The following is a 26,581-nucleotide window of genomic DNA, read 5'->3' as shown; positions in this document are numbered from 1 at the left end:
TCGCAGGTTTAATGGGTCTGTTCTACACTCAATGGATTGAACAAGTCATTAAGGGGCGTCACTATGATTTTGCTGGTGGGTGGTGAAAAAGGTGGTAGCGGAAAAAGTTGCCTCGCTCAAAATCTAGCCGTTTATATCAAGCAAAAATTTCAAGCAAACGTCCTTATGGTCGATTGTGATCCCCAGCGCACCACTTCAGATTGGATCCAAGCGAGAAATAATGATCCCAGTCTGCCCAGCATTAACTGCATTCAGCTTTATGGCAAAATTCGTAATGATTTACTCAGCCTCAATGAGCGTTTTGATTACGTGATTGTTGACTGTGGTGGTCAGGATAACTTGGCCATGCGCGCAGCCATGTCGGTAGCCACTTATGTTGTGATCCCCCTCAGACCCAAAAGACGCGATCTTAAAACATTACCCCACATGGAAGACATGCTCAGCACTTGTAAGATGGTGAACCCGAAAATGATCGCCACGATTGTGCTAACCCAATGCCCTGCACTTCCCACACAATTTAAGCGTATTTTAGAGGCTAAAGATGTGGTGCAATCCTTTGGATTAAGAGTGCTGAACTCCGTCACCTTTTGTCGAAATATTTATGATGACAGTGAAGAAAAAGGCTCCTCTGTGGTCGAAATCGAACCCGATGGAAAAGCCGCCGATGAGATCCGCGCTATAGCGGATGAATTATTTGCTATGCCACCAGAAAATAGCTATGAGCTTAACTGATCTTAAACGTAAGAAACCTAAGCAAATCATCAAGCCGGTTTCTGTCGATGATTTCATTGAAGATGCCAATAACTACGCCTTAGGTAAGGCGAGTTTATTAGCCGCGGCTCAGACTCAAGCGACAGTTAAGGGCTTAGATAAAAAGTCGACTAAGATGTATCGCCACGCCACCTTTACCCTGACAGAAAAGAGTATTGCCCAGCTCGATGACTTATCGAAATCCACCAGCATTGCAAAATCGCGCTTACTGCGTATTTTAATCCATGAGTTTAGTCAACTCACACCCGCGCAGCAGAACCAAATTGCCAATAAACGCCACGACGAAACCTAAGCTTCTAAGCCGATAAAGCCAAACGGTAATATTCGGTCACGCTCAATGTCTTTCTATGAGCAAACGTCTCCACACTCTAATGATTTTGTATTACGCATCTGCTCGCTTATAACAGTTACGCGATTGCCAAAATATGTATAGCCACAATCTATTAATGCTCACACTTTCTCCCCGCGGCCAGTTCAATGCCTTGGGGCGTTTCATGGAATTTACCTTTCGCTACGAGTAACTGAATTAATGCTTCAGCGCTAAGATCGGCGGCACTACAGGTGTGGTATCGAGCCGCAAAGCCAAACTTTTGTCCCATTAGGGATAATAATTCAGGCTTTATAATAGCGGTACCTTGCGCTACCATCAGCGCCATAACATCATGACCGTGAACAGAATTGGACATATGTCCTCCTAAAGATGCAATATTATTGTTCTTTATATCCTAACGGTTAAATTTGAACCCTGATCTCGCGCACAGACTTTATAATTGATACCACGGCGCTGATATCTGTGACGATAATGTGAGCCATTATGTCCTTGATCCTATTATTGACCCAACAGATGTCGCTGTACTTAGTGATCGTTTACTTAGTCAGTAAAACGCCGCTGTTTAAACTGTTTGCCGAAACCTCCCCTCGTCTGCCGCATAAGATTTTTATGTATCTGATTTTTTCGAGTTTCTGCATCATGGCCACCTATTTTGGTGAGCAAACATCAGGCGCGATTGCCAACACCCGTGCTATGGGCGCTGTATTAGGTGGATTATTAGGCGGCCCAGTAACTGGTTTTCTGGTAGGGCTAACCGGTGGCCTTCACCGCTACAGTATGGGCGGCTTTACTGAAATAGCCTGCGCCATTTCCACCACCTTAGAAGGCTTATCCGCCGGGATGATAAGCTTCTACTTAAGACGTACGGATAAAAGTGAGCTTATCTACAATCCATTACTCGTGTGCCTAGTGACTTTTTATGCCGAAATGATGCAAATGAGCATCATCTTACTGGTCGCCCGCCCCTTCGATGATGCGTGGGAATTAGTGCGCCAAATCGCGCCGCCCATGCTGTTAGTCAACTCAGTAGGAGCGGCACTCTTTATGAGCATGATCCGCGACCAAAAAACCATGTTCGATAAACTTTCCTCCAGTTTTTCAACGAAGGCGTTAAAGATAGCCGAGCGCAGTGTCGGACTCCTATCCAAAGGATTTAACGAAGAAAGCAGCAGCCGTGTGGCCCAAATCGTTATCGAAGAAACTAATGTAGGCGCAGTAGCCATCACAGACAGGGAAAAACTGTTGGCTTTTATTGGCATAGGTGCCGATCATCATCTGCCTGGTACGCCAATTTCTTCCAAGATCACCTTAGAAGCGATCAATCAAAATAAAGTCATGTTCGCCGATGGTGTTGAAATGCCCTATTCATGTTCTATTTCAAGCAACTGCCGCTTAGGCTCGAGTTTGGTGATCCCGCTGCGCAGTGATACCGAAGTCATTGGCACCATTAAACTCTATGAGCCTAAGAATAAGCTTTTTTTGAATATTAACCGCACCTTAGGTGAAGGTATTGCCCGTCTGTTATCGAACCAAATTCTTTATGGCCGATTTGAGCAGCAGCAAAATCTGCTGACTCAAGCCGAATTGAAATTACTGCAAGCGCAGGTTAATCCGCACTTTCTGTTCAATGCACTCAATACCATTAGCGCGATTATCAAGCGCGATCCCGATATGTCTAAGCAGTTGCTGCAGCAGTTATCGCAGTTTTTACGGATTAATTTAAAGCGAACGACAGGTTTAGTGACGCTCGGGGATGAGCTCGATCACATCGCGTCCTATCTCACCATTGAAAAAGCGCGTTTTATTGATAAATTACAAGTCAGTATCGCGATACCTGAATCACTCTACCATTGCAAAGTACCGGCCTTTACCCTGCAGCCGATTATTGAGAATGCGGTAAAGCACGGTACTTCGCACATGATAGAGCAAGGGCAGATTAAAGTGACGGGCAAGCTCAAAAATGATGTGTTGGAATTAGAAGTCACAGACAATGCCGGATTATATCAACCCGTTGAGGGCTCTGAAGGCCTAGGGATGAACTTAGTGCATAAACGCATTCAAAACATTTTTGGTGAGCAATATGGCGTCACAGTAGAATGCGAAGCGGATGAATTGACTCGCGTTACTATAAGATTACCCATAGAAAATACTGAGATATCCAATATGGACACCCGCTCGTGATCACTTGTTTAATTGTCGATGATGAACTGTTTGCTCGTGAAGAATTAGCCGATCTTTTGGGGCAAGAACACGACATTGAAATTGTTGGCCAATGCGCTAATGCCATTGAGGCGTTACAAAGCATAGCCAAAGACAAACCTCAGTTAATTTTTCTCGATATCCAAATGCCGCGCATTTCGGGCATGGAACTTATCGCTATGCTCGACCCCGATAACATGCCAAAGATTGTGTTTGTTACCGCCTACGACGAGTTTGCCGTCAAAGCTTTCGACAATCATGCCTTCGATTACTTACTCAAACCGATAGATGCCGAGAGACTTAGTAAAACCCTCACTCGGGTGCGTAAAAATCTAACGCCTCAAATTATGGATCCCATTACCCCAAAGCGTCTGGAACATATTCCCTGTTACAGCGGTAATAAACTCAAGGTGATTGCCATCCAAGATGTGGAATATGTGTTCAGTGACTTAAGTGGTGTTCATGTGGCCAGCGCTAAAGGCAAAGTCCATACCCAATTGACCTTAAAAGTGTTTGAAGAAAAAACCCCACTGGTGCGCTGCCATCGGCAGTATTTGATTTCACCTAAGGCAATTGCCGAAATTGAGCTGTTAGACACTGGCGCCGAAGTCACCACCCACTCTGGGGATAAAGTGCCCGTCTCACGGCGCTATCTAAAGAGCCTTAAGCAGCTGTTCGGCTTCCAATAACTCAAGCAAAAGGCCATCTTAGCAGCTATTTTTAGCCATAAGATGGCTAACAACACCCGCCGTTAACATACGCTTGCAACCACTCAAGCCCATCTATTACCGCTTACCCTGCATTTTCGACCACTCATTGAGATTGCGAAGTTTTATATCAACAACTTGTTTACACTCGCCAGAACTCAAATGGGGAGATAACAAAAATGATGTGGTTCCTACTCTGTGTCGGTCTGCTGATCGGCGGCTACTTTATCTATGGCGCCTTTGTCGAGAAAGTCTTCGGCATTAACGCTAATCGTCAAACACCTGCTTTTAGTCAGACTGATGGCGTCGATTACGTACCTATGTCTAAAGGCAAAGTTTATTTAATTCAATTACTGAACATCGCAGGCGTAGGCCCAATTTTTGGTCCTATCTTAGGTGCGCTCTATGGTCCTGCAGCTATGTTGTGGATTGTGGTTGGCTGTATCTTTGCGGGTGCTGTGCATGACTACTTTTCTGGCATGTTGTCAGTACGTAACGGTGGCCAATCTGTGCCAAACCTTGCGGGTAAATATTTAGGAAAGAGTGCCAAACACTTTATGAACGTGTTTGCTATCGTGCTGCTACTGCTAGTTGGTGTGGTCTTTATCTCAGCACCTGCAGGTTTACTGGGCAAGCTTACCGGTTGGGACGTGAGCATTTTCGTAGGCATTATCTTCGTCTACTACCTGATCGCAACTGTGGTGCCAGTCGATAAAATTATCGGTCGTTTATACCCCTTCTTCGGCGCTTTATTATTTTTCATGTCGTTCGGTCTGGCTTTCGCGATTATCCTATCAAGCGAGCACACCTTACTGCCGAACGTACAAGCGGGCGATTTCTTCCAAAACTTAAACCCAAATGACATGCCACTTTGGCCTGCGTTATTTATCACCATCGCCTGTGGCGCAGTATCGGGTTTCCATGCAACTCAATCACCATTAATGGCACGCTGCGTTGAAAACGAAACCAATGGTCGCTTCGTTTTCTTTGGCGCCATGATTGGCGAAGGTATTATTGCGCTGCTTTGGTGTGCGATTGCATTGTCATATTTCGGCGGTGTGGAAGGATTAAGCACAGGCATGTCAGGTAACCCTGCCAACGTCGTCTATGAGGCTTCTACCGGTCTTTTAGGTGCTATTGGTGGCTTTATGGCAATCCTAGGTGTGATTATTCTGCCGATTACTTCAGGTGATACGGCTTTCCGCTCTGCGCGTTTGATTCTGGCTGAGTTTTTCAACATGCCACAAATCTCACTGCCAAAACGCTTAGTGTTAGCTATCCCACTGTTTGTTATCGGCGGTATGTTGACTCAAGTGGATTTTGGTGTCATTTGGCGCTACTTTGGTGTGGCAAACCAAACCACTGCGGTATTAATGCTGTGGACAGCTTCGGCTTACTTGTTACGTCATAACAAACTGCATTGGATTGCGACTATCCCAGCGATGTTTATGACCACTGTGGTCATCACCTTCCTACTGAACTCGTCAACCTTAGGTGCAGGCTTACCTATGACGGTATCAACTATAGCAGGTGTCGTCACCACCTTAGTGATTACAGCGCTGTTGATTGTTAAAACCAAAGGTAAAGGTGAGATTGATTTACCGGTAGAAACTGAGCTTAAAGAAACAGCCAAAGACTCATAAAACAGTCCGAATGACCAAGCTAAAACAGGCGCTTTATTGCGCCTGTTTTGATCATATCACTCCACTAGTAATTGCCATCACAGGTTTACGCTAGCCAGATATTCAGGCTTGACTCGATACCATTGCACACTGTATCAGGCATACAAAACTGCTATACTCCCGCCATAGCACACTGCAACATGCATAATATGAATCAATTGAATAACCCGCTCCACGGCATTAAACTGGAAACGATCATCACTTACTTAGTCGAGAAATACGGCTGGGAAGAATTAGGTGAGAGAATTAATATCCGCTGTTTTACCCACGATCCCAGCATCAAATCCAGTTTACGTTTTTTAAGAAAAACAGAGTGGGCACGGGATAAAGTCGAATATCTTTATTTAAAAGCCAACAAATTACCCTTACCGCCACCTAAAGCCGAAGCGAGTCAAACCGCTAAGAAGCCTGTGGCAAAAATCACAACTAAAAAAGCGACTCAAACCACGACAGACAAGCCAGCTAAAAGCGAGAAATCCAGCTCAGATGGCAAAGTAAACAGCCATATTTGGGGTAACAATTAATCCTAGGCCGCTGCTGCCATAAAGCGTAAACAGCCCTAGAATCAGGGCTGTATTGTTATAATAAATCAATAATGTATCGATTTTACTAACCTATTTACACTAATCCACACCTTTAATTTAATTGTGGCTAATAGCGTTTACTAAGAGGCTGTGAGCCATGAGCAAGCACTCTTTTTGGCTGAGCGACAAAAAGTGACTTCAGTTTTCAAATTGATGGCCGATAGAAGTGGAGCATGATCCAAATTTTCATGAATGGAGTGTTAAATGAACATTAATGGAATAAACAGTAACGCAACTGGCTCAGGTTTCACCGCCGTATCAAGCGCATATATCGCAGCGACACCATCCGCAATAAAAACACCTACGGCGAATAGTGAGTCCACTGACTCACAAGATACCCAAGAGACAGTCTCCATTTCTAATGCGGGCCGCGCGGCTTTATCCAACGACTTCGGAGCCCCTTTAAGAGAGAAAGCCTTGGCTAAAAAAAATGAAACTGAAATCACAACAACAGAAGAGGAACCCCTAACGTTAATTGACGAACAAATCAAAAAGATAAAAGAGCAAATCAAAGAATTACAAGAGATGCTAGCCAAGCTTAAGGGAGATGACTCAGAAGCTGCAGATCAGCAACGTAAGATGCTGCAAGAACAAATAATGTTACTTAGTGGTCAAATCGCCACCTTGTTGGATAAAAAGATGCAAGATGCTAAAAAGTCAGATTAACTAAAGATAGTTTAGTTACCAAGCCTGTACAAAATCAACCGACAATTATTCACCCGCTTTGCTTAGATAGGAAAACTGAACATCAAACGCCAAATATTCAAGCCATCGCCACGCCGGTAGCTGAATCCAATACGATCAACACCCAGCAATTCGCCCCCAAGGGGCTTAGAAAACGCGAGGGAAAAACCGGCCTCATAGCTGCCAGAAACTATGGTGTCTTGCTCTATCTCGCTGATAAATCTGAGTTCATTGAAATACCAATAACCCACAACAAAGACCCTTGGTTGCACCTGCAGATCCCACCATTGCCAGCGCGGCGCTAATCCTAAATCCACGCCTGTTTGTAACACCGCAAATTGATCGGCAAACTTGCCATAATGCTCACTGTACCCAGCGAAACGTAATCTCGACACCCACACCGCATCTTGCCCTGCTAGGGTAAAATCATACAAACTGCTGATCCCAGATGCGATAATGGCAACGTTATCGTTTTTATCGAAGTTTGTACCAAAGCCGATATCTAAATACCCTTCCATTCGAGTGTTTTCGCTCGCTTGCCAATGATGCTCAAAACCTGGGGTAATGGTCATAGTCCCTATCGATGACGGTAACTCACCTTCAGTGATATCTTTGGCTAAATAATCAAAAAATCCAAAGGAGATAGGTAAACGTAACCAAGTCTGGCTACCGCTGTCTTTCTTCAAATCAAAACTTAGCGGAATACTAACGACGGTCGCATTTTGGTTGGCGGAGCGATACACTCCAGTACCGAGATAACTTCCAAAGGCGTAAACAGAGTTGGGATTACTGCTCGACTCTATCGGATTGCTACCATTGGCATTACTGCTCGGCGCATGACTGATAGAAACAGGAACGACAGGCACGCCACCATCATTTGCTTGAGACGCAGATGTAAATGTCGCAGATGCGAACGTATTTGCGGGGGATGTACTATTGGCGAAAACGTCAGAAACAATGCTCAGTAACACTAAGCAAATTAACGACAAACATAATGGCAACCGACTGAAAAAATGGCTCAATTGACTTAAACCTTACTCATTTCTGACTCAATCGGTCGACCCATCATAAATACAAAGCTACTTATTTTCATCCATAAAATGATATTCAGACATCATGTGTCCAAGCTCAGTGGATTTGGTCTTTAAGTAGGCTTCGTTGTAACGATTCTTACCAACTTGCAGCGGTACGCGTTCAACCACTTCGATGCCAAATTCCTTCATCGCTTTTACTTTGCGAGGATTATTGGTCATCAAGCGCACATGCTTCACGCCTATCTGTTCTAGCATAGGTTTGATCATGTCATATTTACGCATATCGGCCTCAAAACCTAACTGCTCGTTGGCCTCAACTGTGTTGGCACCTTTATCTTGCAACTCGTAGGCGCGTATTTTATTCAACAAACCAATGCCACGGCCTTCTTGACGCAAATAGAGAATAAAGCCAGTACCCGTTTCCGCAATATTTTGCATGGCAGCTTGTAACTGAAAACCACAGTCACAACGCAAGCTAAATAACGCATCGCCAGTTAAACACTCGGAATGAATACGGCCCAACACAGGTTCATCCGCACTGAGCGTACCGAATGTGAGCGCAACATGCTCTTTGCCTGATTCGGTATCTTCAAAACCATGCATGGCAAACACGCCCCAAGGAGTGGGTAACTTTGACGTCGCGACATATTTTATCGACATACTTAACCTTAACGACAACTCTCATTCCATGAGAGGAATAAGATCCCTAGAAACAAACGAGGATTAGGCACTTAGCCAACTAAGCGCACTATTCTAAAGTGTTTTTGAACAATCCAGAAATACTTTAGTGTTTTAATCAACTAAACCAAACATGAATGTCTTTTCGATGGGCAGCACGAAGGAATGGATTAAAACGAAGCAGTGCATAAAGTACAAGGAGCACAAACACGCGATCGACACTCGATCCCGTGCCAGTGACATCCTATCCCACATTAAAATTTTGCGGGTGCGTATCCAGTCACTTCCGTTAGCCCCATTTCACGGCCGATTGCTGTCATTGGGTGGATGACCACAAGCCCTTTGACAGACTTTTTCAGTTTACCCATGTCCGCTTGTTCTGCTTTTGTCAAAGCACGATGGAAAGGCAAACCTTTGATATCTGACCCTTGCTTATTCAATAAGCGGGTTTGTTGGCCTTTTACACTACCAATTTGCTTAGTGACTGCAGCAATTTCACGTTTGAACTGGGCAATAATGACGTCATCGCCTCGTTGTTCAGCCGCAGCAAGTTTACGACGAAATTTATCTAGTTTATCGTTAAGCTGCTGCAGTTCTTGCTTTAAATTCATTCTGTTACCTTAAATTACCTAAGTTAGCCACAGTAAAATCTTAGCCTGATTATGCTAGCGTCTGTGTCAAGGCCTGAGATTATAGCAGCAAGTTACAGATCCTCGTTACCGCTTTTATAACAAACGAATGATCTGATTGCTGCTACCGCGAAATACGAGACTCGGATCGGCAAGACTTTGTTCAAATTTTCCATCCACCAGCACATCAATATAGGCTAGCACGGCGCGCTGTTCATCACTCAACTCATCGAGTACATAACCCGTCCACAGCCAAATATCTTTACCCGCACACTCAGCCTTGACTCGTTTGACGAGCGTCAAAATGGCACTGAGATTGACAGGCAATAAAGGATCGCCGCCCGAAAGCGATAAACCACGGCGCACAATCCGCTGATCATTGAGATCGGCAATAATCCTATCTTCCATCGTCCTATCAAACACATGCCCAGAACGAGGATCCCAAGTGCTTTGATTATAACAACCGCGGCATTGGTGCTCACAGCCAGAAACAAACAAGGTCGCACGGGTACCTGGGCCATTGACCACATCGATAGGAAAATATTGATGGTAATTCATTGATGGTCACTCACAGTGCATTTCATCTTTTAACATTGGTACTTATCCCATAGCACCATTTATGCCACGTGATGCCACGGAATAAGTCTAACAGGCAGAATAAGGTAATAATGTTACAAGTGTTTGATCCTACGTTTTACTTCTTCTTGCTTACCATAATTAAAGGGCCGCGCATCAGGGCTGCCTAAGTAACCGCACACACGGCGCGTCACTGACACCCGACTTGGCTCATGGTTGCCACACTTAGGGCAAGTGAATCCTTTGCTAGTACAGCTAAATTCGCCAGTAAAGCCACAGTCATAACATTCGTCGATTGGCGTGTTCGTGCCATAGTAAGGCACGCGGCTATAGCTATAATCCCAAACGTTTTCAAGCGCTTCGAGATTATGCTGCATGTTGGGGTATTCGCCGTAACAAATAAAGCCGCCGTTCGCAATTGCGGGATATGGCTGTTCAAAATCAATTTTATCGTAGGGATTTACGCTTTTTTCCACATCGAGGTGGAAACTATTCGTGTAATACCCCTTGTCCGTCACCCCTATGACTAGGCCAAATTGCTTCGCATCCAGTTTACAAAAACGGCTGCAAAGACTCTCGCTTGGCGTGCTATACAGACTAAAGCCATAACCTGTTTCAGCCTTCCACGCATCCGTGGCGGCTTTAAGATAAGCCACAATAGCGACGGCTTTGTCCCTTAATTGTGCATCGTCAAATACATGGGTTTGGGTGCCATAGAGTGCATTCATGGTTTCATGCAGGCCAATGTAACCGAGTGAAATCGATGCGCGTCCATTTTTAAAGATTTGCGCCACATCTTCATCAGCGCGCAAACGCACACCACAGGCACCTTCCATATAGAGGATAGGTGCCACGCGGGCTTTAACACCGTTCAGTCGCTCAATACGGGTATCCAGCGATTTACGGGCTAAGACTAATCTGTCATCTAAAAGACGATAAAACTCCGCCTCATCGCCCTTCGCTTCCAAGGCAATCCGCGGCAAGTTTAAGCTCACTACCCCAAGATTATTGCGCCCTTCATGCACGAGTTCGCCATTTTCCTCATAGGTGCCTAAAAAGCTGCGGCAACCCATTGGGGTTTTAAATGAACCGGTCACTTTCTCGACTTGCTCGTAGTTGAGGATGTCGGGATACATGCGCATTGTTGCGCATTTGAGCGCCATCTGTTTTACATCGTAATTGCAATCGCCCGCTTTATGATTAATGCCATCACGAATCGCAAACACTAGCTTAGGGAATACTGCAGTCTTGCGATTTTTACCCAATCCCGCCATCCGCACTTTGAGCATTGATTGCTGAATTAAGCGCGATTCCCACGAGGTGCCTAATCCAAAGCCAAAAGTCACGAACGGTGTTTGACCGTTGGCAGTGTGTAAGGTATTAACCTCATATTCCAAAGATTGAAATGCATCGTGACATTCTTTTTCAGTTTGTGCCGTAGCGAAGGCTTTGGCGTCAGTAATCTTCCAATTCAGGGCGATTTGATAGTGTTTGTCGTAGCTCTTAGCGACAAATGGTGCTAACACCTCATCGATACGATTAATAGTTGTGCCGCCATAGATATGGCTCGCCACTTGGGCAATGATCTGTGCGGTCACTGCTGTCGCCGTTGAAATTGATTTAGGGGTTTCAATTTCGGCATTGCCCATTTTAAAGCCGTGGGTCAACATGCCAGCTAAATCAATCAACATGCAGTTAAACATCGGGAAAAATGGCGAGTAATCTAGGTCGTGGTAATGGATCTCGCCCGCTTCATGGGCGGCGACCACATCCTTTGGCAAGATATGACTCTTGGCATAATGTTTAGCAACTATGCCCGCGAGCAAATCCCGCTGAGTGGGGATAACTTTCGAATCTTTATTGGCATTTTCATTGAGTAAGGCCGCATTGCTTTGCTCGACTAAACCACGGATTTCGAGATTGAGTTTACTGGTCGCTTCACGGCACACATCTCTGTCGTGACGGTATTCGATATACACTCGCGCTAATGATTTATACGGCCCTTCCATCAACAAGTTTTCAACCGCATCCTGCAAATGATGGATATCAACTTCGGTTAAGGTCGCGACACTTTGACTGATACACGCTGCCACTGTCGCTGCATAGTCGCCATCCTCTATTCCAACTGAGTTTGCAGCGGCATTCACTGCATCCCTTATCCTTGTTTCATCAAAAGGTGTGCGGCAACCATCACGCTTAATTACGACTGGCATTGTTCAGTTCCTCTCCATCTCGCCTAAAAATTAACACTACATCTAGTGATTTTAAAAGAATAAAACACAATATGTAGAGCATTAGGCTATAACGACGATGAAGCGTCCATGATCCAGATCATAGTTTTTAGGAAGAAATAAAAGAACAAACCAGAACTGCAGCTAGGTCCAATTATCTGAAAATTGCGCCTTGACCTGCTGATTAAACCCAGCTAGTTGATGCCTGAAATCAGTGATAATCAAGCACCAAAGCTCAAGATTAACGCTTAGAGAGTGCGAGATAACTACTGAGTTGGCCCGATGCCGACTGATGCGAGCCCATAGACGAAGCGAGTTGCATCATAGATTTAAGCCCCTGCCATTGCTGCTTTTGGGTATCCGTTAGTGGTGGCTCGGAGTTTAAATAATCCGTTAACTGGCCAAGGACTTTGGTGGCTTTTTGAGCGAGCACCGGCGACTGAGCATCATCCATATTGGTCAAAACGTTTTTCGCATCGACCAAGGTATTGATAAGGGGGTTGTTCGGTGATTTTTTGGCTAATGATTTGAGCTCATCATCTAAGAAATCTTGCAGCGACTGCTTGCTCGGGGTGGTTGTGCTCGGAACTGTAATACCGTTTTTTGATAAACGCTCAAGCTGTACGTCCGATAAAATGCCGTCCTTTTGTAAACGTGACACTAATGCGGGAATATCGGCGACACCAAATTTGCCATCGGCAAAAAAATCCTTCGCCATCGACTGAATTTTCTGTGCACGTTGCGCCCGTGGCGACAGCGCTATCTCATCGGCTTTACCAGTGTCGGGTTTAGCGGCATCCGACTGAGTTTTTTTGGTCTCTGTGGTCGCATCGGTTTTAGCCGTACTCGTCTTTTGGCTATTGGCACCATAGGCATCGGCGATGCTGGTACTGCTACGATTAAGATTGAAGGCGTTTAAAATAGAATTCATCATCAATAATTCGGCGTCTAAGATTCAATGACGGTTTTAAAGCAAAAACTAAGCCAATCAAGTATTAATCTTTGCAGAACCTGAATTATCGGGTAGCGAACAGCACCAGTAGCTTTATCTCTAGGACTGTAAATCTTCAATAAGGGCAAGACATTGCCGCCTCAATAAATCGAGTGCCTCGGCATCCATCTGCACTTTATTCAGCAAAGTTTGCTTCAAGGCTAGGGCTTCATGCTTAATCGCCTCTCCCTGAGCCGTCAGAGTGATCAATTTTTTCCGCTCATCTTCAACGCAGGCCAAACGCGTGATCAAGCCTTTTACCTCTAACCGCTTGACGATTGGCGTTAGGGTTCCCATATCGAGTTTAGTCGCCATTGATAGCTGGGTTTGGCTACAGCCATTTTGACGCCACAGGGTTTGCATCACCAGATATTGAGGGAAAGTTAACTCGTATGCCTCGAGTAAAGGCCGATAAGCGCGCACTAAGGCATTACTGGCAGAATATAGCGCGAAGCACACATTGTCAGATAAACACAGTGCATCACTTGGCGCTAGGCTTTGTGGCTCTGGGTTTAGAAGCTCTGGATTTTGACTCTGGTCTGTAGATCCAAGCTCTGGGTGAGATAAACAATTTTGCACGTATAAGCGCCTGTCATTCAAACATAGCGCTATCTTATCCGATCCGCTCAATCGCATCTAGTTTGCGCGCAAAGTATTTGCATTGTGTCATGAAGCCACGTACAGTTGACGCAGTTAGTTTGCGCACAAACAAAAGGTTAATTTTTATGAATAGCACTATTACCCAAACCCGTGAAATCCATTTAGCCAGTCGCCCTGAAGGCATGCCTACGGCAGAGAACTTTGCTTTAGTAAATCAATCCTTATCATCGCTCACCGATGGCCAAGTGTTGATTAAAAACCTGTGGATGTCGGTCGACCCTTATATGCGTGGCCGCATGGTAGATCGTAAGAGTTATGTTCCGCCCTTCGCCTTGAATCAAGTCTTAGAAGGCGGCGCGATTGGTGAAGTTATCGCGTCTAAAAACAGTGATTTCCCAGTAGGCACTAAAGTCAGCAGCATGTTAGGTTGGCGCGAGCACGCCGTCACCGATGCGGCTGGACTGACCGCTCTGCCGCAAACTGAATTAGACTGCTCACATTTTCTCGGCGTGATTGGTATGCCCGGCATGACAGCGTGGACGGGACTGACTCGCATCGCAGATTTAAAAGCGGGTGAAACCCTGTTTGTTTCTGCTGCATCAGGCGCAGTTGGCAGTGTTGCTTGCCAGATTGGTAAACTGATGGGGGCTCGCGTAATCGCCTCTGTGGGTTCAGATGAAAAAGCGGCATTGCTGCAAAGCTATGGTGTTGATGCCATCATCAATTACAAAACCTGTGGCAATCTCACCCAAGCGCTCACAAAGGCCGCGCCAGAAGGGATTGATGTGTACTTTGAAAACGTCGGTGGCGAGCACTTAGCCGCAGCGCTGAGCAATATGAAAGATCATGGTCGTATCGCCGTTTGCGGTATGATTTCGCAGTACAACGACACAGCACCAACACCTGGTCCAGACAACTTGGCCCTGATAGTGATGCGTAAACTTAAACTAGAAGGTTTTATCGTATCCGAACATTGGGCGCATTATCCTGAGTTTGCCGCTAAAATGGCTCAATGGTTAGCTGAAGGTAAAGTCAAAGCTGAACAAACCATTTATCAAGGGCTTGAACAAGCACCGGATGCCTTTATCGGTCTGTTTGAAGGCAAGAATCGCGGTAAAATGTTGGTAAAATTGGCGTAAATCGCCATCAAAGTGACATAAACGCTCTGTTTAGATAACAAGACTCAGCTTTAGATAGCAAACAGTCGGTGTAACACGAGTTGTACCGACTGTTTCTATTTGATAGTCAACTGCTTGTCTTTTAACCTTTAACGGATTAACCCTTCCACATCGCAGCTTCAATCAAATGTGCCACCTTCTCCACAGCGGCCTCGCCTGCGGCAATCGCTTCATCGGCACGGTGAAATTCCATAGTACCGATATTACCGACCTCAGGCACAATACAAATATCTGGCGGATCGCCCATCAAGCGTGCCCGTTTATGTCTTTGCTCTAAAATGCCCATTGATTGCGACATCACGGCAATCATGCCAGGATTCGATTTAGTGCCAAGCGAAAACTTATCGGTAAGATTGCTGACATAATCTCGGCCACGGGCAAACAAATCCATAAATCCGGTTTCTTGTCTTGCAGATGGATCCATTTCAGGTTCCGTTATCTTTTGACTCGTCATGTTCACCGGCAATACTTGAATACGGCCGGAATGATAGCCATATAAATCCACAGCAATCACCAGATCAACGCCCATGGCACGACTAACAGAAACAGGCACTGGATTCACCACAGCACCATCAACGAGCCAGCGGTCTCCCTGTTTTACGGGCGCTAAAATCCCCGGCATGGAACAAGACGCGCGCACAGCTTGACGTAAATCCCCTTCCGTAAACCATATTTCCTGCCCCGAATACAAATCGGTCGCCACCGCGGCAAAGGGACGATTGAGGTTCTCAATATTCACATCCCCTATCCGAGCTTGCAGCACATCAAATACCTTATCGCCGCCAATAAGCCCGCCTTTACGCCATCGTATATCCATCAAGCCGAGCACGTCCCAGCTGGAGAAACTCCGAACCCATTCTTCTAATTCAGGTAAATGGTCATGGGCGTACGCGGCGCCCACTAAAGCGCCCACCGAACATCCCGCAACTTTATCGGGTTTGATCCCCATGGCGGCAAGACCATTCAACACGCCAATGTGCGCCCAACCTTTCGCAGCGCCACTGCCCAAGGCAATACCCACCGAAGGGGTTGTTCCGTTAGCCATAATCATTCTCCTGTTACACTACCCGCTACACGATAACGTAAAATCCTTCCAAATCCACTGTCAATTAGTGAAACCAAGACAATTAAGTTCTTGTAACGTCAATGTAAACAAATGCAGGCAACAGAGTGTAAATGACACACTCTGGCGATAAATCCATGTATGAAACAGAGATAATCGCCGATGTGGATAGCTGAGTTAGGGCGATTAAGGCTATAATCTGCCCTTACTAAGATTTAGGGGATATACCTTTGCAATTTACCGATTTTTCTCTGGACCAGCGTCTGCTTCAAAGCATAAAACATATGGGGATCACAGAACCCACCGCCATCCAGGAACAAGCACTGCCTATCGCATTGGCAGGTAAAGATTTAATGGCGTCATCAAAAACGGGCTCAGGTAAAACCTTAGCGTTTTTGTTACCCGCATTGCAAAGAGTCATTTCTACCCGCTCACTGTCAAAACGCGATCCTAGAGTATTGATTTTATTACCGACTCGCGAACTAGCACATCAAGTGTACAGTCAGCTTCGCCTGCTAGTCGCCAACACCCAATACAAGGCCATCAGCGTTCTGGGCGGGGAAAACTTTAACGATCAAGCTAAAGCCTTAGCAAAAGAACCGCATTTTATTGTCGCAACGCCAGGTCGTATCGCCGATCATCTCGAGCAAAAACATCTATTTCTAAATGGGTTAGAGTTACTCGTGCTCGATGAAGCCGACCGCATGTTGGATTTAGGCTTTGCACCGCAGTTAAAAGCCATCAACGATGCAGCCGATCATAAACGTCGTCAAACGCTGATGTTCTCTGCCACGTTAGATCATGACGAAATCAATGATATCGCGGCAACACTGTTAAAAAATCCAGCGCACGTAGCAATTGGCGCGGCACACTCTGAGCATAACGACATTCATCAACGTATCTTTTTATGTGACCACTTAGACCATAAAGAAGCGTTATTGGCTCGTTTGCTGAAAGATGAAACCCATAAGCAAGTGATCATCTTTACCGCGACTCGACCAGATACTGAGCGCTTAGCCGCTAAGTTAACAGCACAAGGTTTTGCAACCGCAGCACTCAGCGGTGATTTAAAGCAAGCAGCACGCAACCAAATCATGGACCAATTTGCCCGTGGTCAACAACAAGTTCTCGTGACGACCGATGTCGCCTCTCGTGGTCTGGATTTGCTTAATGTGTCTTTGGTCGTCAACTTCGACATGCCTAAATTTGCCGAAGAATACGTGCATCGTATCGGTCGTACTGGCCGTGCTGGCGCAAAAGGTGATGCGATATCGCTCGTCGGACCTAAAGATTGGGACAACTTTAAGAAAGTCCAAGTATTCCTTAGAAAGACCTTTGAGATCAGTACGATTCCAGGTCTAGAAGCTAAATTTAGTGGCCTAAAAAGTAAAGCCAAACAGACACCAACAAAACGTGTTGCTAAAGCCGAGCTAGCTAAAGGTAAGAGCAAAAGAACTAAAGCATCCACACCAGCACCGTCACGGGATAAGCGTTTTATCACGGGCGTGGACATTGGCGATGCACCCATGCGTAAAAAACCTGCTGCGGCGCAATTGCTGCAAGACAATGATACAGAAGAAGTTTAGAACGAATTAAAGAATACATGCCGGTGGATTTAACATCAGATTTTATTTCTGATACCCAATACATTGGCTGAACGAATACTGGGAATTGACGTACTTAAGTGCATCAGCCTGTCGCCAAGAGAATCAAAAGTACAGGGTAAACACTGATCCTCGCGTCATTTCCAGCTACAATAGCGCTATTATCGATATTTTGAAGGTGTAACATGAGAGTTTGTGGTGTTGAATTAAAAGGTGGCGAAGCCATTATCAGTTTATTGAGCTATGAAGGTGAAACCTTCAATGTGCCAGAATGCCGTAAGGCGTCTTTCACCGTTTCCCAATCTGCTACCACAGAAGCTATTCGTGAGTTTCACTTCGCTTTTCATAAGCTTATGCAAGATTATTGCGTCGATGAAGTTGTCATCATTGAACGTGAGCAAAAAGGTAAATTGGCGGGTTCTGCTACAAGTTTTAAACTTGAAGCCGCGATTCAATTAGGTGAATTACCTGTCAGCTTACTGTCTCCTGTCACTATCAAAGAGCAAAACAAGCGCAATCCACCACAGGTTGATTTCGATAGTTTAGATCTTAAAAAAGTGCAGCAGTTAGCTTTCGAAGCCGCTTACGCCCAGCAAAATCGCCGTATTTTCGGCAAAGTTTAAGTAATGCGATAACTCAGGCTCCGAAATCATTCGGAGCCAAATTCCCTATGAATCCATTAAAATACTTAAGCGGTTACAGCCCAGATATTCAACAGCAGGTACAGCAACATCTTGATGCTGGCACATTACCTAAGCTACTGTTGAAACGTCATCCTGTCATACATAACGTCCGCAGTGATAAAGCGCTGTACGACTACACCCAAGCGATTAAAAACCAATTTTTACGCCAGTCGTCCCCGCTCTCAAAAGTGATCTTTGATGACAAAATTAACATTAGTCATCATGCACTTGGCTTACATTCCTACGTTGCACGAGTTCAAGGCAATAAAATCAAAGCTAAGAACGAAATTCGCATTTCTTCACGTTTGAAGCGTGTACCTGAACCCTTATTGCGTATGGTCGTTGTACACGAATTAGCCCATTTAAAAGAAAAAGATCACAACAAGGCTTTCTACAATTTGTGTACTCATATGGAGCCGGATTATCACCAGTTTGAATTTGATTTACGCTTATTATTGACCTGTATCGACGCCAACATATCCCCTTATTCCGCAGATAAAGCCGACACTTGACCTTAGTACATTTTTTACCCACAACTTGACTGATAATAATTTTCATTTAGAATATTGAAGTATCTCACGCTGCAGAATTCAGTAACGACAATGACGAAACAGAATATCGATAAACTTTTAAGCAAGTGGTGTAAAAAGCAAGCGAAAAAGTTACTCAAGGCACAGACGAAAACTGTTTCAAGTTCAGGAAAAGCGATTCCATCCTTATCTCGTCTGCACACGCTTACCGATAAATCGTTGACGAATAAAAAAGCTCAGCGCAAGCACCTCACCAAATTACTCACGAAGCACATTTCACAGCAAGAATTTGCCCATAGCAATAAATCCGCACTCAAGAAACAGTTAAAGCTAGCAAAGGCTAAGTTTATTGCCGCTAATGATGCAACATTTTCATCAACTATGATTACTCGGCTTACTCCTCTACCCACAGAACACAGCTTTGCATTACGTCCTTTTAAAAAGTCTCCCTGCGGTGGTTGCCCCGCCCTAAAAGGTAAACTGTGTAAGTGTGCATTAAAAATGATGCAAAGACGCCAAGCAAGCTGATAGGCGTCATTTAGCGCTACGTATTCGTTTCTGTTCAGCCCCAAATATCAGTTTGTATAAGAGTAAAGTGTTAGCTTTAAAAGTTATCAGCTGCCTAATTGTGCTCTTATTGTCCAAGAGAATAACTTGCTAAAACACGCTAACTGAAATTCCTCAGAACCGCTCCATTTATCCCCCGAGTTTTTATCGCCACAACTACGCATTGAATAAATATTAAGCTTTCATGTGACTCAGAATCATACACGTAATAACTGAAAAATAACGACATCCAGAAGGATCATGGAAATAAAAAAATGCCGATGAAATTTACATTTCATCGGCATTAATAAAATCTTTAAACACTTATTCAGACTTGGCGAGATTAACTCTATTAGCCAAGGTTCATCATAGCTTCACGACTCTTCACCATATTGGTAAATGTGCGTAAGTCTTGATTGGCTAACTTACTAGACATAGGAATATCCGCTTTCAATGGGTCAACAGGTTTGCCATTGATATGGAATTCATAATGTAAGTGTGGGCCCGTTGAGCGACCAGTATTTCCTGATAAAGCAATAACTTGGCCTCGTGTTACTCGTTGACCTTTACGCACAAGCGACTTAGATAAATGCAGATAACGGGTACGATACTTACCGCCGTGGTCAATCACAATATACTTACCAGCGAACTGGTGATCAGTCACTAAACTAACAACACCATCACCTGGAGCAATCACTTTAGTTCCGATAGGCACTGAAAAGTCGGTTCCGTTATGGGGTGAAATACGGCCAGTAATTGGATGCTTACGATAAGGGTTAAAACGGGAACTCATGCGCGGTTGTTTAGCTAATGGATAACGCTGGAACGCACGTACTAAACTCTGGCCCTTGGCATCGTAATAACTGCCGTCTGTATATTGAAATGCACTAATTTCAGAACGACCAGTTTTAATACTCACGCCTAAAATTTGGCTACTGCCCGTCGCTTCACCTTCAACATATTGATCATTTACCAAAACAGAGAATTTATCGCCAACACGTAAATCACGCGCGAAATTCAATTTTTCTTTGAGTAAATCTTCAATCCGCTGAATGTCTGCCGCAGCTAAGCCCATTTTTTGTGCAGAGACGTAAAATGAACCTTTAATATCGCCAGATATAATACGATTTTGCCAAACACCTTCAACGTTGACTTCTTCAACATTAAAACTGCCATCTTCATAACGCGTAAACACCACTTGGCGAGCGGCGTTAAAATAAAGTTCTAATTTCTGTAATTGGCCTTCGTTATCGAGCCAAAATTGCATTCTGTTACCGGGCAATAAGGTATCGAGAGCCAAAATATTTAAATCAGCTTCTAACACCTTATACATGGTCTGCTGATCAACACCCGCTTTCGAAAATAACCCACTTAAGGTATCACCAGAAACAATAATTCGCTCAAACTGAGGCGCGTTATTAATAAGAGTCGCTTGGTCTTGAACTTCAGGTTCAGAAACTTGAGGGAGAATATTTTCAATATCGAGGACAACTGGGATACGCTGAGCAGTAGGCACAACATGACCATTATTCGGCATTAGCATAGCAGCGCCAATCAACAAACCACCCATTAATAGAATGTTTTTTTGGGTCGATGATAAGTTCTGCAAACGGGTTTGCGATAAGTTGATAAAGTTGGGTTTGCCTGTCTGCAACGCTTTTCACCTTTCGTTAACTTTGCGTTTTATTTTTGAACCAGTCCCTATTAGGGAAGCCCGAATTTTTTCCAACTTATCCCAAAAATCCCATTATGACAAATGCTATTTCGTACTTTTACCTGACTATTAACAAGAAACATGCGTCAGTTAGCATTTTCAACTGACTTTGTGGACATTATCCTAATGTTAAACACGCAGGTGTCACAATAAATAACATATATAAAACAGAATGTTATTTATCGTACACAGAGAGAACGAGCGACTAAGGCAAAACTATCGTCATTTCGCTCCCATGTGAGGTTTTATTGATGTCGATGCGCGTATTTATCTGCTCTTTCATCTCAGAAACGTGCGAGATCACCCCTATCATGCGCCCCGAAGACTGCAGATCCATCAAGGTTCGAATCGCCAATTCCAATGAATCCTGGTCTAAACTGCCAAAGCCTTCATCGATAAATAAGGTGTCGAGTTTTATCCCTCCCGCATAAGCTTGCACCACATCGGATAGCCCTAACGCCATGGACAAGGCCGCCATAAAACTTTCGCCGCCGCTTAAGGTTGCCACAGGACGCACTTTTGAGGTGTAGGCATCTTCAACTTCTAACTCGAGCCCAGACGCCTTGTTACCCTTTGCTCTATCTTCCTTACGCAGCAAGCGATAACGTCCCTTACTCATCAGATGCAGCCTATGGCTCGCTTCGAGTAGCACATCGTCGAGCAGTACGCTTAATACAAAACGCTGCAAACTGATCTTATTGCCTGTTTTCCCATTCGCCACATCGGCAAGCGTGCCGATAACCGCATACTCATCCTCTAACGCCTTCGCTTTCGTGTCTGCAATACTCAACTGAGTTTGGGTTTGTGTGAGTAATACGCTGCAAGTGTGAAGCAACTGCCATGCCTGCTCTGCTGAGTGTAATGCTTGCTGCGCCGACTCAAGCTCGGCAGCGAGCTTAATGCTATCGGGCGGCACTTTATCCTTAAGCTTAAGCGCTAACTGTTCACACTGGGCCTTAGTCAAAGCGCTGCGCTGCTGGTAAGCCTCAATCTCGCTGGCTAATGCATGCAGTTGATCTTCATCCAGCATGGCCGCAAATAAGGCCAGTTGGTCGGTAAATCCCGCTGCGACTAATTGCTGATTGAGTTGCTGCTGGGCACGCGTTTGCTGGGCTAATGCCGCCTCAGCGGTATTTTCGGCACCATTCAATGCTGCTTTAGCTGCAACAAAGGTTTGCCCCGTTTGTTGCTGAAGCGCCCTCACCTCAGCAATCTGTTGTTTGATCTGGTTTATCTGTTGCTGGTTTTGCGTCATAGCAGCAGTTAATGCCTCAAGCGTTGCAAGCGCAGGCGGGACGCTTTGTTGCATATGTGCTAACTGCCCCTGCAATAAATCCACTTTAGATTGCAGCGCACTATCTTGTGTTTGTCCTTGCTCCAGCTTTTGTTGCAGATGCGTTTCCTGCGCGTGCAACAAGACAATTTCTTGCTGTAACTGCTGCAAATCTTGATGAGCTTGCTCAGCTTGTCTGAGTGCGAAAGCGTATTGCGACAAGGTATGCGCATGTTCATCTAACGACATATCAACCGCAGTGCCCAATTGGGCCGCGAGTTCTTGCGCTTGTTGCTGCAAGGTTTCTAATTGAGTCTGTAATCCGCGATATTCCGCTCTGGCTTTGCTCAGGACTTCTTGGGCCGTTGTTTCAGCGTTTTGGGCCAATTGCAGCGCTTCATCGCTTGGGAGCGGCTCTTGGCTCTGTGCTGGCTGTGGATGGGTTTGGCTGCCACAAACAGGGCAAGGTTCATCTTGCTGTAATTGCCGCGCTAAAATGGCTGCCTGTCCTTGGTGCCAAGTCATTAATAAGGCTTTATGTGCAAATTGTGCTTGCTGATGCTGGGCATTGAGCTGTTGTCCGTGCGCTTTTGCATTGGCAAGTTTTACCTGTGTTGACGATATCCTTGCCGCCACTTGCTGCCATTGCTGATAAGTCGACAATAACTGCTGTTGCTGCTGGTGCGCCTGTTGCAATGAGAGGCGAGTGTCGCTGTTGGCCTGCAATGGTGACAAAGCCAATTCCAATTCACGCCGTTTTTGAATGACTGCGGTTAACTCATTTTTACTGTTCTGAAGCTGTGCTTTAGCCCTAACTAACTGCGCTTGCTCTTGCTCTAGGGTTTTATTGAGTCTATCCAGTTCCCTAAGCTGCGGCCCCAGCGCATTCAGTTGTTGTTTGGTTTGTTCCAGTTCCAGTAGCGACGCTTCCAACATAGGCAAATCTTGTGCTTTGAGCTCGGCATCATCAAAGGCTTGCTTGGCCTGATTCAGTGCCGTTTGCGCATTGTTAAAGGCGAGACTGGCGGCTTTTGCTTCCTGCTCACGGGCTAAAAACACCTCAACCATAGGCGCTAAACGCTGCGCTTGTTTGGCTAAGTTCAGCTTTTGGGTTTGTGCAGCGATACTTTCTTGCTGTGCCTCAAGCGCTGCTGCCTTTTGAGTTAAGGTATCCAATTGTGCAAATTCGGCCAGTAGATGCTGGGCGGCATCACTGGCTTTAATCACTAATTGTTGCTGTTGTAATGCCTGTTCCTTGGCACTTTGAGCGAGCACAAGTTCAGGCGTGAGCTTAGCTAATTCGCTGCTAAGCTCGTCATCGGATGCTAGGCCAGCACTTTGCAAAATACCATCGCGACGGCTACGTTGATCTTTCACTAAGGCGCTGATATCGGCAGCCTTATTTTTTAAGGTATCTTCAATCCGGCGATAAATATGCGTTTGAAATAACTGACTAAATATCAGTTCGCGCGCTTTAGAATCCGCCATTAGTAATTCGCGAAACTTACCCTGAGGCAGTACCATCACTTGGCGAAACTGCTCCACATCGAGCCCAGTTAAGGCTTCAATCTCAGCGGTGGCCTCGGACACTTTGCTGGCGACTAACAAGCTTTCATTGCCATCGGCGTCAATTTTATAGAGCTGTGCTTCGCTTTTTTGCACTGTCGAGCCGTCACCGCTTTTCTTAACTCTGTCTTGCTCTGGCACCCGGCGAATACGATAGCTGTTATTACCGAGCTGAAAACTGAAAGTGACTTCTGTTAGTAGACTAACGTCAGCCATATCACAGCGCATTTGGCTGCCTTCACGCTCATTACCTGTGGTTTTTCCATAAAGCGCAAAACAAATGCCATCGAGCAAGGTCGTCTTACCCGCACCAGTAGGGCCGTTGATGAGAAATAACGGATTAGTTCCAAGGGCTGTAAAATCAAGAGTTTGAGTCGATGCAAAAGGGCCAAATGCTGACATGGAAAGGCTAAGGGGTCTCATGCTTGACGCTCCTCATTGTGTAGCTTAGTCAGGAGTTCATCCATCACGGCTTGCTGTGCTTGCGTTAAGGATTCACCAGACACTTGAGAGAAAAAGTCACAGAACATGTCCATCTCACCTTTTTTGATATGGTCCCGGCTCAAGGCGACTTGCGGCTGCCCCGCCATCAAGCCTGTACGCTCTAAATGCAGCACATTCGGGTAGACCGCCCTGAGTTTGCCCATAGCATCTAAAATGGCATGTTTATCGAGGAGCCTGACCATAAGGTAATCTTCACGCTTGATATCCGTTTTACCTTGGGCGAGTAAGGTGTCTAACTCCCCTTCTAAGATGCGAACATCACGCAGCGAGGTTAACGGCAATAAACGGATATCAATCGGCGTTTGCGCGCCTAGTTCAACTAAGGTCACCGACTTGTGTTGATGTTGTTCACTAAAGGAATACTTCAAAATCGAGCCTGAGTAACGCACATGCTCGGCGCCTTTGTATTGCGGTCCGTGCAAATGCCCAAGGGCAACATAATCAAACTCAGTAAAGAGCTTTGGCGATATTTTATCGGCGCCACCAATACTGAGCGGCCGCTCTGATTCTGACTCACTGCCACCATCCAAAAAGCAATGGCTTATCACCACTTTGGGTAAGCCTTGGCTATCGTGCTGGCGCACTTTTTCAAGTAATAAATCCATGGCCATTTCGTGGCTCGATGCCTCACACTCAAACACTTGCCGCACTGTTGCTGGTTCAGCGTAAGGCAAGGGATAAAAAACCACATCACCACTTGTACTCGACAAAGTAATAGGCTGAATGTCAGCACTCAAGGGCCCCACAATATATAAGCCACTTGCCGCCATTTGTTTTGCTGCAAATCCCAAACGCTCGTGACCATCGTGATTACCGGCAATCATAATCACTTGCAGGCCTAAATCTTGTACTAAACGGTTGAGTACATCATCTAACAGCGCAACCGCGTTTGCTGGCGGAATCGATCTGTCATAAATATCCCCCGCCACAATCACAGCATCCACCTTATGCTCAGCTGCTAAGGCAATAATTTGCTCGAGCACAAAGGCTTGATCATCCAGTAATGACTGATTGTGTAACTGACGACCTATGTGCCAGTCCGAGGTGTGGATAAATTTCATAATCGCTCTTTTAAAGAAGTGGTAGCGCTAAACCCGAGTATGTACCAGCACATCAATGCAAAAAGAAGGCACACGAGATAAACACTGCACGCATGCAAATCGGGTTGAATCGTATTAAATAAAAACATCGCGTTTACATGCACAGAGAAAATTGAGCAGCCTAAAAAGTGCATTAAAATTGACAAGTTATACTATTCAAAAACCTTGAAAGAGTACACCTATTGCAAAGTAGGAGGGATATTTAGATCATCTTCAGAGGATATTCTGAGCGATTTCCACCTCTGCTTCACTTTTAAGCCAAGGTGGGCATCACTCAGATAATATCAATTAACTTAAGCTTACGCGCCAAGATTAACTTATTCACCGCTTAAGGCTAAATTTATTAATAATAAACAATCTATTAGAACAAGTGATATTGCGTTGCGAGGAGTTTAAAGCTCATAGCAAGGGACATAGTGACCACTAGCGGCTTGATGATCTTAGTGCCTTTAGTCACAACCAAACGTGACCCCAAAGTCGCACCAACCGCTTGCCCAGCCAGCATGACTAACCCCAATAACCAAATCACTTTGCCACCCAAGGCGAAGAAAATCAGCGAAGCTATATTGGTTGAGAAATTAAGTAGTTTTGCATGGGCAGTCGCCTTCGCCAGACCAAACCCCGCTAACGATACAAATGCCAGCGCAAAAAAGCTCCCCGTACCAGGACCAAAAAAACCATCGTACAATCCCACGCCTAAAGCAGCAGTAAAAGCAAATGCGGTAGGTGTCAGCACTTGATGCTTATCGTCTTCAGAAATCTTTTTCGAAAATAAGAAGTAACAACCAATTGCCAAAATCAAGAATGGCAACATTAATTCCAGCACTTTAGTATCGACGAGTTGAACGAGAATCGTGCCTAATGCCGCGCCGATAAACGCACAAAACAAAGCTAATTTAACGGATTTAAGATCCACTAACCCTTTGCGGACGAAATACAAGCTCGCAAAAAAACTACCACCACAGGCCTGTAGCTTATTTGTGCCTAAGGCAACCGCAGGCGGCAAGCCTGCCCACATGAGTGCAGGGATCGTCAACAAGCCACCACCACCGGCGATAGAGTCGATAAAACCAGCCACCATAGCGACGGCAAAAAGTATCGCTGCGATTTGTAGAGTCAGTTC

At 45.2% G+C, this 26,581-nt stretch carries 25 protein-coding genes; 12 read left to right on the top strand and 13 right to left on the bottom strand.

Annotated features, from left to right (window positions below):
* Window positions 1–63 precede the first annotated feature (63 nt).
* Window positions 64–732 carry an AAA family ATPase gene (locus tag K5Q99_RS04195; protein WP_106650192.1) on the top strand — a complete coding sequence of 223 codons (669 nt, stop codon included), beginning with the start codon at window positions 64–66 and terminating at the stop codon, window positions 730–732.
* A complete protein-coding gene (locus K5Q99_RS04190; protein WP_106650191.1) occupies window positions 719–1,063 on the top strand; it encodes a ribbon-helix-helix domain-containing protein in 345 nt (114 codons plus the stop codon). Before K5Q99_RS04195 ends, K5Q99_RS04190 begins: the two co-directional genes overlap by 14 nt.
* A 151-nt stretch (window positions 1,064–1,214) precedes the next feature.
* Here K5Q99_RS04190 and K5Q99_RS04185 read toward each other — a convergent pair whose 3' ends face one another.
* Complete coding sequence (locus K5Q99_RS04185) at window positions 1,215–1,457, bottom strand: YecH family metal-binding protein (protein ID WP_106650190.1); 243 nt, start codon at window positions 1,455–1,457, stop codon at window positions 1,215–1,217.
* A 128-nt stretch (window positions 1,458–1,585) separates the two neighbouring features.
* Here K5Q99_RS04185 and K5Q99_RS04180 point away from each other — a divergent pair, with 128 nt between their 5' ends.
* The 5 genes from K5Q99_RS04180 (at window position 1,586) to K5Q99_RS04160 (ending at window position 6,940) form a co-directional block, all read left to right on the top strand.
* Window positions 1,586–3,283 carry a sensor histidine kinase gene (locus K5Q99_RS04180; protein ID WP_220776131.1) on the top strand — a complete coding sequence of 566 codons (1,698 nt, stop codon included), beginning with the start codon at window positions 1,586–1,588 and terminating at the stop codon, window positions 3,281–3,283.
* Window positions 3,280–3,990, top strand: a complete 711-nt coding sequence (gene btsR, locus K5Q99_RS04175) for a two-component system response regulator BtsR (RefSeq protein WP_106650188.1) — start codon at window positions 3,280–3,282, stop codon at window positions 3,988–3,990. Before K5Q99_RS04180 ends, btsR begins: the two co-directional genes overlap by 4 nt.
* A gap of 197 nt (window positions 3,991–4,187) precedes the next feature.
* Window positions 4,188–5,651 (top strand): carbon starvation CstA family protein, encoded by a 1,464-nt coding sequence (locus tag K5Q99_RS04170; RefSeq protein ID WP_106650187.1) that lies wholly within the window; start codon window positions 4,188–4,190, stop codon window positions 5,649–5,651.
* A 179-nt stretch (window positions 5,652–5,830) separates the two neighbouring features.
* A complete protein-coding gene (locus K5Q99_RS04165; RefSeq protein WP_220776130.1) occupies window positions 5,831–6,214 on the top strand; it encodes a VF530 family protein in 384 nt (127 codons plus the stop codon).
* A gap of 264 nt (window positions 6,215–6,478) precedes the next feature.
* Complete coding sequence (locus tag K5Q99_RS04160; RefSeq protein ID WP_220776129.1) at window positions 6,479–6,940, top strand: FlxA-like family protein; 462 nt, start codon at window positions 6,479–6,481, stop codon at window positions 6,938–6,940.
* Window positions 6,941–7,002: 62 nt separating this feature from the next.
* On the opposite strand, the gene K5Q99_RS04155 is transcribed toward K5Q99_RS04160, so the two are convergent.
* From K5Q99_RS04155 to K5Q99_RS04125, 7 genes are all read right to left on the bottom strand, one after another.
* The gene (locus tag K5Q99_RS04155; RefSeq protein ID WP_220776128.1) at window positions 7,003–7,980 is read right to left on the bottom strand and encodes a hypothetical protein; all 978 of its coding nucleotides are present in this window, start codon (window positions 7,978–7,980) and stop codon (window positions 7,003–7,005) included.
* A gap of 57 nt (window positions 7,981–8,037) precedes the next feature.
* Window positions 8,038–8,652 (bottom strand): GTP cyclohydrolase II, encoded by a 615-nt coding sequence (gene ribA, locus K5Q99_RS04150; RefSeq protein WP_106650183.1) that lies wholly within the window; start codon window positions 8,650–8,652, stop codon window positions 8,038–8,040.
* Window positions 8,653–8,924: 272 nt separating this feature from the next.
* A complete protein-coding gene (locus K5Q99_RS04145; RefSeq protein WP_028760414.1) occupies window positions 8,925–9,281 on the bottom strand; it encodes a YibL family ribosome-associated protein in 357 nt (118 codons plus the stop codon).
* Between the two features lie 114 nt (window positions 9,282–9,395).
* Window positions 9,396–9,857 carry an anaerobic ribonucleoside-triphosphate reductase-activating protein gene (gene nrdG / locus K5Q99_RS04140; protein WP_220592611.1) on the bottom strand — a complete coding sequence of 154 codons (462 nt, stop codon included), beginning with the start codon at window positions 9,855–9,857 and terminating at the stop codon, window positions 9,396–9,398.
* A gap of 113 nt (window positions 9,858–9,970) precedes the next feature.
* Window positions 9,971–12,088: an anaerobic ribonucleoside-triphosphate reductase gene (gene nrdD / locus K5Q99_RS04135; RefSeq protein ID WP_220776127.1), complete on the bottom strand. Its 2,118-nt coding sequence runs from the start codon at window positions 12,086–12,088 to the stop codon at window positions 9,971–9,973.
* A 259-nt stretch (window positions 12,089–12,347) separates the two neighbouring features.
* On the bottom strand, window positions 12,348–13,037 hold the full coding sequence (locus tag K5Q99_RS04130) for a hypothetical protein (protein ID WP_220776157.1): 690 nt from the start codon (window positions 13,035–13,037) through the stop codon (window positions 12,348–12,350).
* Between the two features lie 120 nt (window positions 13,038–13,157).
* Window positions 13,158–13,676, bottom strand: a complete 519-nt coding sequence (locus tag K5Q99_RS04125; protein ID WP_220776126.1) for a MarR family winged helix-turn-helix transcriptional regulator — start codon at window positions 13,674–13,676, stop codon at window positions 13,158–13,160.
* Window positions 13,677–13,822: 146 nt separating this feature from the next.
* On the opposite strand from K5Q99_RS04125, the gene K5Q99_RS04120 reads away from it, so the two are divergent.
* On the top strand, window positions 13,823–14,836 hold the full coding sequence (locus tag K5Q99_RS04120) for an NADP-dependent oxidoreductase (RefSeq protein ID WP_220776125.1): 1,014 nt from the start codon (window positions 13,823–13,825) through the stop codon (window positions 14,834–14,836).
* 136 nt (window positions 14,837–14,972) lie between these two features.
* Here K5Q99_RS04120 and rssA read toward each other — a convergent pair whose 3' ends face one another.
* Window positions 14,973–15,920 carry a patatin-like phospholipase RssA gene (gene rssA / locus K5Q99_RS04115; RefSeq protein ID WP_220776124.1) on the bottom strand — a complete coding sequence of 316 codons (948 nt, stop codon included), beginning with the start codon at window positions 15,918–15,920 and terminating at the stop codon, window positions 14,973–14,975.
* A gap of 248 nt (window positions 15,921–16,168) precedes the next feature.
* Here rssA and K5Q99_RS04110 point away from each other — a divergent pair, with 248 nt between their 5' ends.
* From K5Q99_RS04110 to K5Q99_RS04095, 4 genes are all read left to right on the top strand, one after another.
* Window positions 16,169–17,524 carry a DEAD/DEAH box helicase gene (locus K5Q99_RS04110; protein WP_220776123.1) on the top strand — a complete coding sequence of 452 codons (1,356 nt, stop codon included), beginning with the start codon at window positions 16,169–16,171 and terminating at the stop codon, window positions 17,522–17,524.
* Between the two features lie 203 nt (window positions 17,525–17,727).
* On the top strand, window positions 17,728–18,165 hold the full coding sequence (locus tag K5Q99_RS04105; RefSeq protein WP_220776122.1) for a DUF3010 family protein: 438 nt from the start codon (window positions 17,728–17,730) through the stop codon (window positions 18,163–18,165).
* A 47-nt stretch (window positions 18,166–18,212) separates the two neighbouring features.
* Window positions 18,213–18,737 carry a M48 family metallopeptidase gene (locus tag K5Q99_RS04100; RefSeq protein WP_106650174.1) on the top strand — a complete coding sequence of 175 codons (525 nt, stop codon included), beginning with the start codon at window positions 18,213–18,215 and terminating at the stop codon, window positions 18,735–18,737.
* 90 nt (window positions 18,738–18,827) lie between these two features.
* A complete protein-coding gene (locus K5Q99_RS04095) occupies window positions 18,828–19,283 on the top strand; it encodes a hypothetical protein (protein WP_220592603.1) in 456 nt (151 codons plus the stop codon).
* Window positions 19,284–19,653: 370 nt separating this feature from the next.
* Here the strand turns inward: K5Q99_RS04095 and K5Q99_RS04090 are convergent, their stop codons facing one another.
* The 4 genes from K5Q99_RS04090 to K5Q99_RS04075 form a co-directional block, all read right to left on the bottom strand.
* Window positions 19,654–20,955, bottom strand: coding sequence for a peptidoglycan DD-metalloendopeptidase family protein (locus tag K5Q99_RS04090; protein ID WP_106650172.1), 1,302 nt, complete (start codon window positions 20,953–20,955; stop codon window positions 19,654–19,656).
* A gap of 265 nt (window positions 20,956–21,220) precedes the next feature.
* A complete protein-coding gene (locus tag K5Q99_RS04085) occupies window positions 21,221–24,277 on the bottom strand; it encodes an AAA family ATPase (protein WP_220776121.1) in 3,057 nt (1,018 codons plus the stop codon).
* Complete coding sequence (locus K5Q99_RS04080) at window positions 24,274–25,419, bottom strand: exonuclease SbcCD subunit D (RefSeq protein ID WP_220776120.1); 1,146 nt, start codon at window positions 25,417–25,419, stop codon at window positions 24,274–24,276. The genes K5Q99_RS04085 and K5Q99_RS04080 overlap by 4 nt, the downstream gene beginning before the upstream one ends.
* 400 nt (window positions 25,420–25,819) lie before the next feature.
* The coding region (locus K5Q99_RS04075; protein ID WP_220776119.1) for a TSUP family transporter at window positions 25,820–26,581 on the bottom strand (762 nt) is incomplete at its 5' end.

Source organism: Shewanella hafniensis, from assembly GCF_019655335.1.
GTDB lineage: Bacteria > Pseudomonadota > Gammaproteobacteria > Enterobacterales > Shewanellaceae > Shewanella > Shewanella hafniensis.
This window is presented reverse-complemented; position numbering and strand designations above follow the sequence as displayed.